This window comes from Micromonospora sp. NPDC049048, assembly GCF_043197615.1.
Lineage (GTDB): Bacteria > Actinomycetota > Actinomycetes > Mycobacteriales > Micromonosporaceae > Micromonospora.
The window spans coordinates 933,264-948,192 of record NZ_JBICTM010000001.1 but is presented as its reverse complement, the minus strand read 5'-3'; the positions used below and the strand labels follow the sequence as shown (position 1 = coordinate 948,192).

Below are 14,929 nucleotides of genomic sequence, written 5' to 3'. Positions count from 1 at the left end.
GTCTCAGTTCCGGATGTTCCTCCATCGGACAGTCCGCCTCCACCCCACACGGTCACCCGTGCGTCAGCCTGCCATCAGGCGGTAGTCGCCCTCCACCGCCGCGTGGTCACCTCCGCGTCCCCGGCCGGACACCTGACGTTCGGCGGTTCGGCGCGCAGCGGTGCAAGAATCATCACAAGTCCGGCCGTCGGCCGTCCACCCCGTCCCGTGCCCACCTCGCCCGGTCCCGCCCGGGTCCGACGGGCGGGACCTGCCTACGCGGCCCTACCGGTGAGTAATCTTCGGGTCTAGAATTCCGCCATGACGGCTGTGCATGCCCCGGGTACCCCGGTCATCGAGGACGATCGGCTGGTCTCCACGAGCCCGGCGACCGGCGCGGAGGTCGGACGCCTGCCCGTCGCCACCGCCGCGGACGTCGAACGGGCCGTCGAACGGGCCCGCGCCGCCGGCGAGTGGTGGGCCGGGCTCGGCTTCGGCGGGCGCAGGGAGCGGCTGCTGCGCTGGCGCACCCTGCTCGCCAAGCGGATCGAGGAGATCGCCGAGCTGGTGCACGCCGAGGGCGGCAAGCCGGTCGCCGACGCCGTCGTCGAGCTGGTCACCGCCGTCGAGCACGTCGACTGGGCGGCCCGCAACGCCCGCCGGGTGCTGGGCCCCCGCCGGGTGCGCTCGCGGCTCGTCCTGGCCGAGTTCTCCGCCCACCTCGAATACCAGCCGTACGGCGTCGTCGGCGTGATCGGCCCGTGGAACTACCCCGTCTTCACGCCGATCGGCTCGGCCGCGTACGCGCTGGCGGCGGGGAACGCCGTGGTGCTGAAGCCCAGCGAGTACACGCCCGTCGTCGGCCAGTGGCTGGTCGACACGTTCGCCGAGGTGGTGCCGGAGCAGCCGGTGTTCACCGCCGTGCACGGGCTCGGTGACGTGGGGGCGGCGCTCTGCCGCTCGGGCGTGGGCAAGGTGGCCTTCACCGGCTCGTCGGCGACCGCCCGGAAGGTGATGGCGGCCTGCGCCGAGTCGCTGACGCCGGTGCTGCTGGAGGCCGGCGGCAAGGACGCGATGATCGTCGACGCCGACGCCGATCTGGACGCCGCCGCCGAGGCGTGCGTCTGGGGGGCGCTGACCAACGCCGGCCAGACCTGCATCGGCATCGAGCGCGTCTACGCGGTCGAGCCGGTCTTCGACGCCTTCGTCGGCAAGGTGGTCGAGCGGGCCGGCCGGCTGACCGTCGGCCCGGACGACGCGGACATCGGCCCCATCACCATGCCGAGCCAGCTCGACGTGATCCGCCGGCACATCGACGACGCGCTGTCCCGGGGCGGCCGGGCGGTGCTCGGCGGCGCGGACGCGGTGCGGCCCCCGTACGTGCGGCCGACCGTGCTGGTGGACGTCCCGGAGGACTCCGCCGCCGTACGCGAGGAGACCTTCGGCCCGACCCTGACCATCAACCGGGTCCGCGACGCCGACGAGGCCGTCGCCCGGGCCAACGCCCTGTCGTACGGCCTGGGGGGTTCGGTCTTCGGCCGGCGGCACGCCGTGGCGATCGCCCGGCGGCTGCGCTCGGGCATGGCGTCGGTCAATTCGGCGCTGACCTTCGCCGGCATGTCCACCCTGCCCTTCGGCGGCGTCGGCGACTCCGGCTTCGGGCGCATCCACGGCGAGGACGGCCTGCGGGAGTTCAGCCGCGCCAAGGCGATCACCCGGCGGCGGGCCCGGTCGCTGCTGCCCTCGACGACCTTCGAGCGCACGCCGGCCGACGTCGCCCGGCTCGTGAAGGCCATCAAGATCATGTACGGCAGGTGACGGCCCGGACGCACTCCTTCGCGGGCGCCCGGCGCGGGAGCGCCCGTGGCACGGGCCGGCGGCGCCTCAGAAGAGGGTGAGTTCGTCGCGTTCGATGCCGCGCAGCCTGTCGTAGTTCACGACCACGCAGCGGATGCCCCGGTCCGTGGCGAGTACGCGGGCCTGCGGCTTGATCTCCTGCGCGGCGAAGACCCCGGCCACCGGAGCCAGCAGCGGATCGCGGTTGAGCAGCTCCAGGTAGCGGGTGAGCTGCTCGACGCCGTCGATCTCGCCCCGGCGCTTGACCTCGACGGCGACGGTGCCCGACGCGGCGTCGCGGCAGAGCAGGTCCACCGGGCCGATGGCCGTCATGTACTCCCGGCGGATCAGCGTGAAGCCCTCGCCGAGGGTCTCCGGGTTGGCCGCCAGCAGTTCCTGGAGGTGCGCCTCCACGCCGTCCTTGCGCAGGCCCGGATCGACACCCAGCTCGTACGACGTGTCCTGGAAGATCTCCTCCAGGGTGATCCGCAGCTCCTCGCCCGCCTTGTTGACGACCCGCCAGACGCCGGGGGCCTCCTCCAACCGGCAGGGCGGGCTCATCCAGTTCAGCGGCTTGTACGCCCGGTCGTCGGCATGGATCGACACCGACCCGTCCGCCTTCACCATGAGCAACCGGGTGGCCGGCGGCAGGTGGGCCGAGAGCCGTCCGACGTAGTCCACCGAGCACTTCGCAATGACCAACCGCACCCGACGAGGGTAGCCGAGACCCCGGCCCACGCCAGCGAGCGGCACTGGCGTGCCGGTGCGATGCTGAGACGGTGCTCGAAGTTCTCACCGGTACGGGTCTCGCCGCCTCGGCGGGGCTGAACGCGTACGTTCCCCTGCTCACCATGGGACTGCTGGCCCGCTACACCAGCGTGATCGACCTGCCCGGCGGGTGGCAGTGGCTGGGCAACGGCTGGGTGATCGCCATCCTGGCCGTCCTGCTGGTGGTCGAGATCGTCGCCGACAAGGTCCCGGTGGTCGACCACGTCAACGACGTCGTACAGACCGTGGTCCGGCCGACCGCCGGCGGCCTGGCGTTCGGCGCCGGCTCCTCGTCGGAGACCGTGACGGTGAGCGACCCGGGCAGTTTCTTCTCGTCCAACCAGTGGGTCCCCGTGGTGGCGGGGGTGGTGATCGCCCTCGGCGTGCACGTGCTGAAGGCCGCCGCCCGACCGGTCATCAACGCGACCACGGCCGGCATCGGTGCGCCGGTGGCCAGCACCGCCGAGGACGCCACCAGCGTGGCCATGTCGGTGGTGGCGATCCTGCTGCCGGTGCTGGTGCTGGCGTTCCTGCTCGGGCTGGTCGTCTTCCTCTTCTGGTTCCTGCGCCGCCGCTCCGACCGCCGCCGGGAACGTCAGGCGGCGCGGGCCGCCGGCTTCCGCGTCTGACCGGCGTACGCCCGCCGACCCGGCGTTACCCCCCGCCGACCTGGCGGCGTGCCTACCTGGGCGGCGTGCCGAACCCCCTGCCGGGCCGCCATCATTCCGGGGCCCGGGCCGCCGGCCCGTCGCTCACTCGACGGGGTGGACCCTGCTCGGCCGTACGCATGTAACGACCCCGCCCCAGCCACGATTCCGCCCCCACGATGCGGCCGGCCACACCCGCAAACCGGACAACCAGGCCGTGATTGGCCACCGTGCCCGTTCAGGAACATCCGGCTCATCCGTGATCAGGACGCCATGGACCTCAAGACTGCCGGGTAAGGCCCATGGCGTCCTGATCACGTGGCCAGCACCCCTCGCCTTGGACCCGTGCCGCCCGCCACGGAGACCGTGGGTCGGGCGGCTGACATCATCTTTCGGTGCACGTGAAGATCCCCCGCGTTCCGCTCGTCGCGACGCTCATCGCCGTGGCCGCCGCCGCAGCGCTCCTCGCCGCCCCTGCCCCGCTGCGCGACCCGGCCAACGCCGGCATCGCGCGCATCGCGGCGACGGGCAGATCTCCGCAGCCTGCGGCCACCCCGGCACCGACCGCCACAGCGGCCGCGCCCGGCGGGACGGTGCCCGGGGCGACCCCGCCCGGCACCAGACCGCCCGTCGTCGACCACGGGCCGCGTACGGGGAACAAGGTCGCGCTCACCTTCGACGCCGACATGACGGACGCGATGCGCTACCAGCTGCGCAGCGGCGCGGTGCGGTCGTACGCGAACCTGAAGATCATCGACCTGCTGGAGCGGGAACGGGTGCCGGCCACCTTCTTCCTCACGGGCAAGTGGGTCGAGCAGTACCCGGACGTGACCCGCCGACTCGCCGCGAACCCGCGCTTCGAGCTGGCCAACCACACGTACGGGCACCTGGCCTTCACCGCGGACTGCTACGGCCTGCCCCGCATCGCGGAGCGGGAGATGACCGCCGACGTGGCCAGGACGTTCGACGTGATGGCCGCGTACAGGGGGCGGCAGACCCGGTACTTCCGCTTTCCGGGGCTGTGCCACGACCGGAAGGCCCTCGCCGCGCTGGCCCCGCTGGGCCTGACCGTGGTGGACGGTGACGTGGTCAGCGGCGACCCGTTCGCGAAGTCCTGGCGGCCGGTGGTGCGCGCGTCGCTGGCCGGGGTACGTCCCGGATCGGTGATCGTCCTGCACGTGACGGAGGCGAACGCCCCGATGACGGACGAGGCGCTGCCACACATCCTGGCTGGCTTGGCCGAGCGTGGCCTCGAGCCGGCCCCGCTGTCGGAGGTGCTCGGACTGGGCTGAACCAGCCCGAAAAAGGCCGCAAAAGCCTAAAATCGGGGCAAGACTCTATGGGAGGTCACCATGACCGCAGCAGTGGAGATGCCCCGCGTCCAGGAATGTGTCGTGGCGGCGTGCTCGTACAACCACACCAACGACTGCCACGCCTTCGCCATCACCATCGGCAGCCCGGACCACGCGCACTGCCACACCTTCGTGGAGATGCCGGCGGTCCGTGGCGGGGTGGACGGCGGCATGACCGCCCAGGTCGGCGCCTGTCAGCGCGCGGACTGCCAGCACAACGAGCAGCTGGAGTGCCGCGCGCCGGGGATCAAGGTCGGCCCCGACAACGACATGGCCGACTGCATGACCTACGTCAGCCGCTGACCGACCCGAAGCGGAGCAAGGGGTCCCTCGCCGACGGGGGACCCCTTGCTGTCAGCCCAGGCCGTTGGCGTCGCGCACCACGGTCACCAGCTCGTCGATGATGCCGGTCAGGGCGAAGTCCTTGGGCGTGAAGACGCGGGCCACCCCGGCGGCACGCAGCTGCTCCGCGTCGTCGGCCGGGATGATCCCGCCGACCACCACGGGCAGGTCCGCCCGGCCGGCGGCGCGCAGGCCGTCCAGCACCGCCGGCACCGCCGCCAGGTGCGAGCCGGAGAGCACCGAGAGGCCGACCAGGTCCACGTCCTCCTCGACGGCGGCGGCGACGATCTGTCCGGCGGTCAGCCGGATGCCCTGGTAGACCACCTCGAATCCGGCGTCGCGGGCGCGTACCGCGATCTGCTCCGCGCCGTTGGAGTGCCCGTCGAGGCCGGGCTTGCCGACGAGCAGCCGCAGCCGGCCGCTGCCCAGCTCGCGGGCGGTGGCCGCGACGCGCTGCCGGACGGCGGCCAGGGTGGCGTCCCCGCCGACGCCGGCGGCGCCGGTCAGACCGGTGGGCGCCCGGTACTCGCCGAAGACCTGGCGCAGCGCGCCGGCCCACTCGCCGGTGGTCACCCCGACCCGCACGCACTCCAGCGTCGCCGGCATCAGGTTCGTCGTGGTCGCGGCGTCCGCGCGCAGCCGGGCCAGCGCGGCGTCGACCGCCGCGTCGTCCCGCCCGGCCCGCCACCGGCGTACGGCCTCAGTGGCCGCCGCCTCGACGGCCGGGTCGACCTGCTCGACCGACCCGGCTCCGGCGGCGGTCAGTGGCGACGACTCGGTCTCGGTGAACCTGTTGACGCCGACCACCACGTCGGCCCCGGACTCGATCCGGCGACGCCGCTCGGCCAGCGAGGCGACCAGCGCGTTCTTGAGGTAGCCGGTCTCGACGGCGGCGACCACGCCGCCCATCTCCAGCACCTTCTCCAGCTCGACCCGGGCCCCGGTGACGATCTCCTCGACCAGCGCGGTCATCACGTGCGAGCCCTCGAACAGGTCCGGGTACTCCAGCAGGTCCGACTCGTACGCGAGCACCTGCTGCATGCGCAGCGACCACTGCTGGTCCCACGGCCGGGGCAGGCCGAGCGCCTCGTTCCAGGCGGGCAGCTGCACGGCGCGGGCGCGGGCGTCCCGGGAGAGGGTCACGCCGAGCATCTCCAGCACGATGCGCTGGATGTTGTTCTCCGGCTGCGCCTCGGTCAGGCCCAGCGAGTTGACCTGTACGCCGTAGCGGAACCGGCGCTGCTTCGGGTTCTCCACCCCGTAGCGCTCGCGGGTGATCTCGTCCCAGAGCGCCCCGAAGGCGCGCATCTTGGCGATCTCCTCGACGAAGCGCACCCCGGCGTTGACGAAGAAGGAGACCCGCTGCACGACGTCGCCCATCCGCTCGGCGGGCACCTGCCCGGAGTCGCGGACCGCGTCGAGCACCGCGACGGCGGTGGAGAGCGCGAAGCCGACCTCCTGCACCGGCGTCGCGCCGGCCTCCTGGAGGTGGTACGAGCAGATGTTCACCGGGTTCCAGCGCGGCATCTCGCGCAGCGTGTACGCGACGACGTCGGCGGTCAGCCGCAGCGACGCCGCCGGCGGGAAGATGTACGTCCCCCGGGACAGGTACTCCTTGATGATGTCGTTCTGCGTGGTGCCCGCGCAGCGGGACAGCTCGGCCCCCTGCTCGGCGCCGACCGTGCCGTAGAGGGCGAGCAGCCACATGGCCGGGGCGTTGATGGTCATGGACGTGTTCATCTCGGCCAGCGGGATGCCGTCGAAGAGGGCCCGCATGTCGCCGAGGTGCGCCACCGGGACGCCCACCCGGCCCACCTCACCGGCGGCGAGCTCGTGGTCGGGGTCGTAGCCGGTCTGCGTGGGCAGATCGAAGGCGACCGACAGCCCGGTCTGCCCCTTCGCCAGGTTGCGGCGGAAGAGCGCGTTCGTCGCGGCGGCCGAGCTGTGCCCGGCGTACGTGCGCATCACCCAGGGGCGGTCGCGCTCGGGCAGCCGGCCGGGGAGAGCCTTCTCGTCCATGGCCGGAGTCTAAGTTACCGTTCAGTCACCGAGGTTGTGGAAAACCACACAGCTCCATGGAGCGGAAACCCGGGTGCGAAGCACCCGACATGGGTGCGACCGCCACACCCCGCCCGGTCGGCCGCCGCGAGCAGGTCGCACACTTGACGCATGCATGACGAGCTGGCGATCTCCGTACGGGGGCTGCGCAAGGCGTACGGCGGGAACGTCGCCGTGGCGGGCGTGGATCTCGACGTCCACCGTGGCGAGGTCTTCGCCCTCCTCGGCCCCAACGGCGCCGGCAAGACCACCACCGTGGAGATCCTGGAGGGCTACCGGCGGCGCGACGCCGGCGACGTCGACGTCCTCGGCAGCGACCCGGCCCGTCCGGCCGCCGACTGGCGCTCCCGGGTGGGCATCGTGCTCCAGGGCACGGGCGAGTTCGACGAGCTGACGGTCGCCGAGGTGGTGCGCCACTTCGCCGGCTTCTACGCCGACGCCGACGACCCGGACAAGGTCATCGAGCGCGTCGGGCTGGCCGGCAAGGCGAAGGCGCGTACGCACACCCTCTCCGGCGGGCAGAAGCGCCGGCTCGACGTGGCCCTCGGCATCGTCGGCCGCCCCGAGCTGCTCTTCCTCGACGAGCCGACCACCGGCTTCGACCCGGAGGCGCGCCGGGAGTTCTGGGAGCTGATCCGGGACCTGGCCGCCGCCGGCACCACCATCGTGCTCACCACCCACTACCTCGACGAGGCCGAGTCCCTCGCCGACCGGGTCGGCGTGATCGCGGGCGGCCGGGTGGTCGAGGTGTCCACGCCCGACCAGCTCGGCAACCGGCGGGAGGCCCTGGCGACGGTCTCCTGGCGTACGCCGGAGGGGGTGCTGGAGACGGCGGAGAGTGCGACGCCGACGGCGCTCGTGGCGGAGCTGGCCGCGCGTTTCGGCGGTGAGGTCCCGGGCCTGACGGTGACCCGGCCGACCCTGGAGGACATCTACCTGCGGATGATCGGACACCGATGACCACCACGATGAAGCCGGCCACGCCGGCCAGCACGGCAGCCGCCCGGCGGCCCGGTCCGGTCGGCCTCAGCCTGCGGCAGAGCCGGCTGGAGATCACCCAGTTCCTGCGCAGCCGGGAGTCCGTCGTCTTCACGATGGGTTTCCCGGTCATCATGATCCTGATCTTCGCGGCGATCTTCAGTGACGAGATCGCCCCCGGGGTCAGCTACACCCAGTACTTCATCACCGGCATGATCGCCACCGGCCTGATGACGGTGAGCTTCCAGAACCTCGGCGTCTGGATCCCGATCGAGCGCGACCGGGGGGTGCTCAAGCGCTACCGGGGCACGCCGATGCCGAAGTGGGTCTGGTTCGCCGGCAAGGTGATCATGGTGGTGGCGATCGGCATCGCCGAGACCGTGCTGCTGCTCGCCGTGTCGGTGGCGCTGTTCGACCTGGAGCTGCCCGGCACCGCCGCGAAGTGGCTGACGTTCGGCTGGGTGTCGGTGCTCGGCATCACCGCCTGCACGCTGTGCGGCATCGCCATCTCGTCGCTGGCCCGCACCGCCCGCAGTGGCTCGGCGGTGGTCACCCCGGTCGCGCTGGTGCTCCAGTTCATCTCCGGGGTCTTCTTCGTCTTCACCGAGCTGCCGACGTGGATGCAGCAGGTGGCGGCGCTCTTCCCGCTGAAGTGGATGTGCCAGGGCCTGCGCTCGGTCTTCCTGCCGGAGGCCTTCGGCGCCCGTGAGCCGGGCGGCTCGTTCGAGCTGGACCGGGTCGCCCTGGTGCTCGTCGCGTGGTGCGTGATCGGCCTGGTGCTCTGCCTGACCACGTTCCGCTGGACCACCAAGCGCGACGGCTGAGTTCGTGCCCCGTCAAGGGGTGGGGCCGCCATCCGGGGGCAGGGCGGCGTACCGGCCCATGTGGTAGAGCAGCGGGGCGCCCTCGCCGTGCCGGCCGGCCAGCGGCTCGGCCAGCACGATCGCGTGGTCCCCGGCGAGCACCCGCTCGGTGACCCGGCACAGCAGCCAGGCGACCGGCCCGTGCAGCAGCGGCACCCCGTACGGGCCGTACTGCCAGCCGGGGCACGCGGCGAAGCGGTCGATGCCCCTGGTGGCGAACGTCCGCGCCACGTCCTGCTGGTCGGCGCCGAGCAGGTGCACCGCCACGTGCTCGGCGCCGGCGACGGTCGGCCAACTCGACGACGACCGGTCCAGGCAGAACGACACCAGCGGTGGACGCAGCGAGACCGACGTGAACGAGGTGGCGGTGAACCCCACCGGCGGGGTGCCCGGGGCGGTGACCACCGCGACGGACGCGGCCTGCCGGCGCAACAGGGCACGGAACGTGTCCGGGTCGACCGGCTGGGCCGGCTCGGCGGTGACGGTCATGGGTTCCTCCTGGTCGGGGTACGACGTGCCCGGCCCCCCGTCGGGCGATCCCCTGGGGATCAATCGCCCACCTGGACCTCGATGCTGATCGGTGCTCCACCGCGCACCAGGGTGTTGTAGATCGGGCAGCGGGCCGTGAAGTCGTCGACGTAGCGCCGGCTCTGCTCCTCGGGCGTGTCGGCGAACCTGAAGGACAGCTCGATGCGTTCGAAGCGGGTGCTGTCGTCCGCGTCGACCAGGTACGACGCGCCGACCTTGAGTCGCGGGTACGGCAACTCCCACTCGACCGACCGCGCCGCGATGAGGTTCAGCGCGCATCCCGCGAGGCTGGCCAGGAAGTACGCCGCCGTGCCCGGGTGCTCGACGTGCTCCACCAGCTTGCCGTTGTCGATGGTGAACGCCACGTCAGCGTCGGCGACGAAGCGCCCCACCACCTCGGTCGACCGCAGCGTCAGCACGTACGGCTGCCGGTCGGTTGCGACCGTGGTCACGCCGCACCGCCGTCCTCGGCGACCGCCGCGCGTTCGGCCAGCCGGTTCGGCGCGGGCTTGAGTCCGAGGTGTTCACGCAGCGTCGACGTCGTGTACTCGGTCCGGAAGACGCCCCGACGCTGGAGTTCCGGCACCACCAGGTCGACGAAGTCCGCCGCCGGTCCGGGCCAGTAGGGCTGGCAGATCGCCAGGCCGTCGAACGCCCCGTCCCGGAAGTTGGACTCGACGAAGTCGGCGAGTTGTTTCGCGTCCCCCACGATCGCCGGCTGCGACTGGGGATTGTTGCCCATGTAGTGGGTCAGGTCCTCCAGGGTGATGTCCTCGTCGTCGAAGCTCGCGACCGCGTTGTCGATGATCCATGCCTTCTCGGGGATGAGCGTACGGTCGATCGCGGCCAGCACCCGGTCCGCTCCCGTACGGCCGGCGAGGTCGATCCCGAGCTGCTCGGACAGCACCTGCGGTACGAAGACGTTGGTGTTCAGGTCCTGCACCGCGCGGAACCTGGCGTGCGCGTCCCGCGCGTTCTCGGCGACGTAGGGGGTGATCCCCGCGATGAGCAGGTGGTCGTCGGCGTCCCGTCCGTGCCGGACGACGCGGGACTTGATGTCGGCGTAGTACGCCTTGTTCCACTCGGCGTGCCGCCACTGGATGAACCGCATCTCGGTGTACTTGGCGGCGTACTCGAGTGAGCGCTCGGAGTATCCGGGGTGCATGAAGGGAACGTGTCCCTGTGGCGGCCGGGGGAAGTTCAGCGGGCCCCGGATCGAGAAGTGCTTACCGGTGTGGTCGATCCGCCGCGCCTTGCTGACGTCGTGGTAGACGGCCTGCTCCTTGTCCGCGACGAGCCAGCCGTCCTCCCAGCTGTCCCACAGGTCCCGCAGCACGTCGGTGAACTCCTCGACCCGGTCGTACCGGTCCTCGTTGTCCAGGTGCCGCTCCCGTCCGAAGTTGTAGGCCGCCGAGAGGTCCGACCCGGTGACGATGTTGAGACCGAGCCGCCCACGCGAGAGGTGGTCGAGGGTCGCGGTGACGCGGGCGATGTGGAACGGATCGTTGTACGTCGAGTTGAAGGTCACCACGAGGCCGACCTTCTCGCTGAATGCCGCCGCGTAGGCCATCAGGGCGAAGCCCTCGACGGCGAAGAGGTGGTCGTGCGACACCTGGACGCTCTTGCCGGTGTACGCGAAGTTGCCCCGGTGGGCGGAGCTGGTCAGCGAGTTGCCGACGAAGAAGAAGTCCAACTTGCCGCGCTCGGCGAGCTGCACGCTCTCGGCGACCAGCGTCGGGTCGGTGTAGCCGTCCGCCCTGACCTCCGGCAGCCGCCAGGCGCTGGAGTGGCGTCCGATCCCGCTGTAGACGAGACCGAGTCTCACATGCTCGTGGGTCATTTCGGGGCGTACCTTCCTGCGGGCGATGGTGGGGACACCCGGCGTCCGCCGGACGCGGCGTTCCCGGGGATGTCGGGGCGTTGCGTGTCGGGTTCGGGTGGCTCGGCGGGCACCGCCGCGCGGGACTTCCTGCGCAAGCTGCCCTGCCGCTCGACACCCAGCCAGCCGAGCAGTTCGGCCCGGTGGGCGAGCAGTTCCGGCCCCGGGACCAGGCCGGCGGCGTCCCTGGCGACCGCGAGCGAACGGGCGATCCGCCCCTCCCGCAGCACGAGGATCCGGTCGGCCAGCGCCACCGCCTCGTCGACGTCGTGCGTCACCAGCACCACGGTCGCCGCGTGCCGTTCCCAGAGCCTGACGACGAGTTGGTGCATGGAGATGCGGGTGAGGGCGTCGAGCGCGCCGAACGGCTCGTCGAACAGCATGAGCCGGGGCTCCCGGACCAGGGCACGGGCCAGGGCGACCCGCTGGGCCTCCCCGCCCGACAGGGTCAACGGCCAGGCGTGACTCTTGTCGGCGAGCCCGACCTCGGCGAGCGCGTCGAGCCCCGCTCCGGTCGAGGCGCCGGGCAGGCCCACGGTCACGTTGTCGAGCACGCTGAGCCACGGGAACAGCCGCGGCTCCTGGAAGACGACCGCCACCTGGTCCGGCACCGAGACCCGACCGGCGTCCGGCTCGTCCAGTCCGGCGAGCAGGCGCAGGAGGGTGGACTTCCCGGAACCGGACCGGCCGAGGAGGGCGACGATCTCGCCCTCCCCGACGGTCAGGTCCAGTCCGTCGAGAACACGCTGGTCGCCGAACGCGCGAGAGACGTTGCTGGCCAGTTCGAGCATGTCAGTCGCCAAGGGTCGTGACGTCCACGTAGTTCTTGGAGAGATCGGGGACGCTCTTGCGGAACCCGAAACGTACGGTCTGCTCGCCGACCTCCTTGATCTGCGCCAGGACCTCGTTGTTGATCGCGACCAGTTCTCCGGGGTCGAAGCCCACCACGACGTCGACGAGTGCGGCCGGTTGCCCGTCCGCCAGTCGTGCCTTCTTCTCCACCTCACGGTCGGTGCGGATCTGGGTCGCCTGGTTGGCGAGTCCCTCGAACACGGCCTTGACGGTGGCGGGGTGCGCGTCGAGGAACGCCCGGGTGACGACGAACAGGCTCCAGTTGCGCGCCCCCGTCTGCGCGTTGGTCGTCAGCACCGTGGTGTCCTTGACCAGTTGGGCCGACGCCAGGAAGTTGTCCCAGGTGGCGAGGGCGTCCACATCGCCACTGGCGAGTGCGGAGACGCCGTCGGCGGGATTGGCGATGTAGACGACCTTGACGGCGTCGGCCTTGAGGCCGGCCGACTCCAACGCGGCGAGCAGCACGTACTCGCCCGTCGAACCGGGGGTGCTCACCGCGACCCGCTTCCCGGCGAGATCGGCGACGGTCGAGATGCCGGCCTTGTTGCGGACGACGATTCCCTGGTTGTCGCCCTTGTTGCGGACCAGGGCGAAGGCCACCAGGCTCGACGCGGAGTCCGCCTCGTTGAAGAAGGTCGCCACCGAGTTCGAGGTGAAGTCGATCCGACCGGCCTTGGCCGCCTCGGATGCCTCGACCGGTGCGAGCGGCCCGTTCCACTGCACGGACCCGCCGATCTTCTTGAGGGCGTCCGACACGGCGTTGCTGTCCTCGGCGAGAGTCCAGAGGTTGGTGCCGCCGAAGTACCCGACCCGGGCGACGGCCGGATCGGTCGGGCCTCCCGGCGAGGAGGAGGCACCCGTGGAGGTGGCCGAGGAGGCCGGGTCACCGGCGCAGGCGGTCAGGGCGAGGGCCGCAGCGAGCACGAGGCCGCTGAGCGCGCGACGACGAATACGGGGGCGGGGTGGATTTCTCATGTCACGTTTCCTTTGTTGGCGCGCTTGCCCGGACCGATCCGTCCGGTGGGGGCTAGACACCGCGGTGGGCTTGTCGCCACCGGAAGACCCGGCGCTCGAGCAGCGCCACGAGCGCGTCGGTGACCAGTCCCAACGCGGCGTACAGGACGACACAGAGGACGACCACGTCACCCTGCCCGTACTGGCGTGCGTTGGTCAGGAGGAAGCCGATGCCGCTCACCGCGTTGAGACTCTCGGCGATCACGAGCACCGCCCAGGTGATGCCGAGCGCGTACCGGATCCCGATGAATACCGAAGGCAGGGCTCCGCGTAGGAGCACCCGCGTGGAGAGCTGGTACGCGGTCAGGCCGTAGACCCTGCCGGCCTCGACCAGTTTGCGGTCCACGTTCCGGATGCCGCCGAAGGTGTTGAAGTAGACCGGGACCGCCGTGGCCAGCACCACGAGCAGCACCTTGGTCTGCTCGCCGATGCCGACCCAGAGAATGAGCAGGGGAAGCATGGCCGTGAACGGGACGGCCCGCACGATCTGGACCGGCTTGTCGAGCACGAACTCGGCCCAGCGGGCGAACCCGGCGAGCAGGCCCAGCAGCGTCCCGGCCGCGATGCCGATGCCGGCCCCGAGCAGCCCCCGGGTGACCGTGACCCCGATGGAGGGCCACAGCAGACCTGTCTCGGCCAGTTCCGTCGCGGCACCGGCGACGTCGGTCGGGGACGGAAGGAACTGGGCCGACACCGAACCCGTCGCCGTGGTCACGGTCCAGATCGCGACGATCGCGAGCACGCTCAGCCAGGGCGCGAGACGCATCCCCAGCCGCAGCCACGAGATGCCCGAGTGAGCGGCGGTGGAACTCATCACAACCTTCCGTCCGGACACGCGGCCGACTGCCGCTGACGCCGCAGACCATCCACTAAGTCCCACAAACCAGATCGGTTAGATAGGGATATTAGCCAGGGGTCAGTTCCCCGGGATAGCCGTAGCCGATGTGACTGGCGTAACATCGCAGGTCAGAGGCTTGCCGGCCGGATCGGCGGCAGCTCCGACCGGGCAGTTAACTGATTCGAGGGTCAGCGATAGCGGGCCGTGTTCCCCGATGCCGGCCGCTCAGCGCCGGGGCGTCGCTCAGCGCGGCGGCGCGTCGCTCAGCGCGGCGGCGCGTCGCTCAGCGCGGCGGCGCGTCGCTCAGCGCGGCGGCGCGTCGCTCAGCGCGGCGGCGCGTCGCGTTCGAGAGTCGCCAGGAAGCTGTCGGCCGCGGCCTGGACGCGGTCGCGGTCGCCGGTGGCCAGCAGATCGAGCAGCAGCCCGCGGATCGTCGCGATCACCAGGGTGGCCCTGCGCGTCGCCGCCGCCACGTCGGCGTCCGACCCTTGTGCGTCGACCAGGGCGCTCATCCAGTCGGCCACGACGCGCTCGAGGAACTCCGCGAACTGTCGCGGCGCCTGCAGGGCGCGTCCGTAGACCGCGAAGAACAGCCTGAACTCCGCCGACTGCCGCGGATCGGAGGCGCGGGCCCAGACCGCGCGCGCGGCCGCAGCCAGGTCGGGCTGGTCGCCGACCGCATCGCTCGTGGCCGCGAAAGCGCGCTCCCGCAGCCGACCGAGGATGGCTTCGAGCATCTGCTCCTTGGTGCCGAAGTGATGCACCAGCGTGGTGGTCGACACCCCGAGGGCGCGGGCCACCGGCCGCCACGACAGCTCGGCGAACCCGTGCCGTATCGCGTAGTCCACTGCGGCGTCGAGCAGGTCGGCCCGCCGCTGGTGATTGACCGGCCGTCCCGTCATCGCCGCCTCGCGATCCCTCTCGTCTTGCGATTCCTAGAACGATCGTACTACGGTTGTTTCTAGCACGATCGTTCTAGGATCTGGGAGGTCCCC

The 14,929-nt window shown here is 71.5% G+C and carries 15 protein-coding genes; 6 read left to right on the top strand and 9 right to left on the bottom strand.

The window, feature by feature from the left end; translation table 11 throughout:
- The first annotated feature begins 300 nt into the window (after positions 1 to 300).
- Positions 301 to 1,797, top strand: a complete 1,497-nt coding sequence (locus tag ACGFIG_RS04490) for an aldehyde dehydrogenase family protein (RefSeq protein ID WP_392999065.1) — start codon at positions 301 to 303, stop codon at positions 1,795 to 1,797.
- A 66-nt stretch (positions 1,798 to 1,863) separates the two neighbouring features.
- Here the strand turns inward: ACGFIG_RS04490 and nucS are convergent, their stop codons facing one another.
- Complete coding sequence (nucS, locus tag ACGFIG_RS04485; RefSeq protein WP_392999063.1) at positions 1,864 to 2,523, bottom strand: endonuclease NucS; 660 nt, start codon at positions 2,521 to 2,523, stop codon at positions 1,864 to 1,866.
- 71 nt (positions 2,524 to 2,594) lie between these two features.
- On the opposite strand from nucS, the gene ACGFIG_RS04480 reads away from it, so the two are divergent.
- The 3 genes from ACGFIG_RS04480 (at position 2,595) to ACGFIG_RS04470 (ending at position 4,885) form a co-directional block, all read left to right on the top strand.
- Positions 2,595 to 3,212, top strand: coding sequence for a DUF4126 domain-containing protein (locus ACGFIG_RS04480; RefSeq protein ID WP_392999061.1), 618 nt, complete (start codon positions 2,595 to 2,597; stop codon positions 3,210 to 3,212).
- A 413-nt stretch (positions 3,213 to 3,625) separates the two neighbouring features.
- Positions 3,626 to 4,522 (top strand): polysaccharide deacetylase family protein, encoded by an 897-nt coding sequence (locus tag ACGFIG_RS04475; RefSeq protein WP_392999059.1) that lies wholly within the window; start codon positions 3,626 to 3,628, stop codon positions 4,520 to 4,522.
- A 60-nt stretch (positions 4,523 to 4,582) separates the two neighbouring features.
- Positions 4,583 to 4,885 carry a DUF1540 domain-containing protein gene (locus ACGFIG_RS04470; RefSeq protein ID WP_392999057.1) on the top strand — a complete coding sequence of 101 codons (303 nt, stop codon included), beginning with the start codon at positions 4,583 to 4,585 and terminating at the stop codon, positions 4,883 to 4,885.
- 51 nt (positions 4,886 to 4,936) lie between these two features.
- Here ACGFIG_RS04470 and ACGFIG_RS04465 read toward each other — a convergent pair whose 3' ends face one another.
- A complete protein-coding gene (locus ACGFIG_RS04465; protein ID WP_392999055.1) occupies positions 4,937 to 6,943 on the bottom strand; it encodes a protein meaA in 2,007 nt (668 codons plus the stop codon).
- A gap of 150 nt (positions 6,944 to 7,093) precedes the next feature.
- On the opposite strand from ACGFIG_RS04465, the gene ACGFIG_RS04460 reads away from it, so the two are divergent.
- Both ACGFIG_RS04460 and ACGFIG_RS04455 read left to right on the top strand, forming a co-directional pair.
- The gene (locus ACGFIG_RS04460; protein WP_392999053.1) at positions 7,094 to 7,942 is read left to right on the top strand and encodes an ABC transporter ATP-binding protein; all 849 of its coding nucleotides are present in this window, start codon (positions 7,094 to 7,096) and stop codon (positions 7,940 to 7,942) included.
- Positions 7,939 to 8,784, top strand: coding sequence for an ABC transporter permease (locus ACGFIG_RS04455; RefSeq protein WP_392999051.1), 846 nt, complete (start codon positions 7,939 to 7,941; stop codon positions 8,782 to 8,784). The genes ACGFIG_RS04460 and ACGFIG_RS04455 overlap by 4 nt, the downstream gene beginning before the upstream one ends.
- A 12-nt stretch (positions 8,785 to 8,796) precedes the next feature.
- On the opposite strand, the gene ACGFIG_RS04450 is transcribed toward ACGFIG_RS04455, so the two are convergent.
- From ACGFIG_RS04450 to ACGFIG_RS04420, 7 genes are all read right to left on the bottom strand, one after another.
- Positions 8,797 to 9,312, bottom strand: coding sequence for a flavin reductase family protein (locus ACGFIG_RS04450; protein ID WP_392999049.1), 516 nt, complete (start codon positions 9,310 to 9,312; stop codon positions 8,797 to 8,799).
- Between the two features lie 59 nt (positions 9,313 to 9,371).
- Positions 9,372 to 9,803 (bottom strand): OsmC family protein, encoded by a 432-nt coding sequence (locus ACGFIG_RS04445; RefSeq protein ID WP_392999047.1) that lies wholly within the window; start codon positions 9,801 to 9,803, stop codon positions 9,372 to 9,374.
- A complete protein-coding gene (locus ACGFIG_RS04440; protein ID WP_392999045.1) occupies positions 9,800 to 11,191 on the bottom strand; it encodes an NtaA/DmoA family FMN-dependent monooxygenase in 1,392 nt (463 codons plus the stop codon). The genes ACGFIG_RS04445 and ACGFIG_RS04440 overlap by 4 nt, the downstream gene beginning before the upstream one ends.
- Positions 11,188 to 12,033 carry an ABC transporter ATP-binding protein gene (locus ACGFIG_RS04435; protein ID WP_392999043.1) on the bottom strand — a complete coding sequence of 282 codons (846 nt, stop codon included), beginning with the start codon at positions 12,031 to 12,033 and terminating at the stop codon, positions 11,188 to 11,190. The genes ACGFIG_RS04440 and ACGFIG_RS04435 overlap by 4 nt, the downstream gene beginning before the upstream one ends.
- The gene (locus ACGFIG_RS04430; RefSeq protein ID WP_392999041.1) at positions 12,023 to 13,057 is read right to left on the bottom strand and encodes an NrtA/SsuA/CpmA family ABC transporter substrate-binding protein; all 1,035 of its coding nucleotides are present in this window, start codon (positions 13,055 to 13,057) and stop codon (positions 12,023 to 12,025) included. Before ACGFIG_RS04430 ends, ACGFIG_RS04435 begins: the two co-directional genes overlap by 11 nt.
- Positions 13,058 to 13,109: 52 nt before the next feature.
- On the bottom strand, positions 13,110 to 13,910 hold the full coding sequence (locus ACGFIG_RS04425; RefSeq protein ID WP_392999039.1) for an ABC transporter permease subunit: 801 nt from the start codon (positions 13,908 to 13,910) through the stop codon (positions 13,110 to 13,112).
- Between the two features lie 347 nt (positions 13,911 to 14,257).
- On the bottom strand, positions 14,258 to 14,836 hold the full coding sequence (locus ACGFIG_RS04420; protein WP_392999037.1) for a TetR/AcrR family transcriptional regulator: 579 nt from the start codon (positions 14,834 to 14,836) through the stop codon (positions 14,258 to 14,260).
- Positions 14,837 to 14,929: the final 93 nt, after the last annotated feature.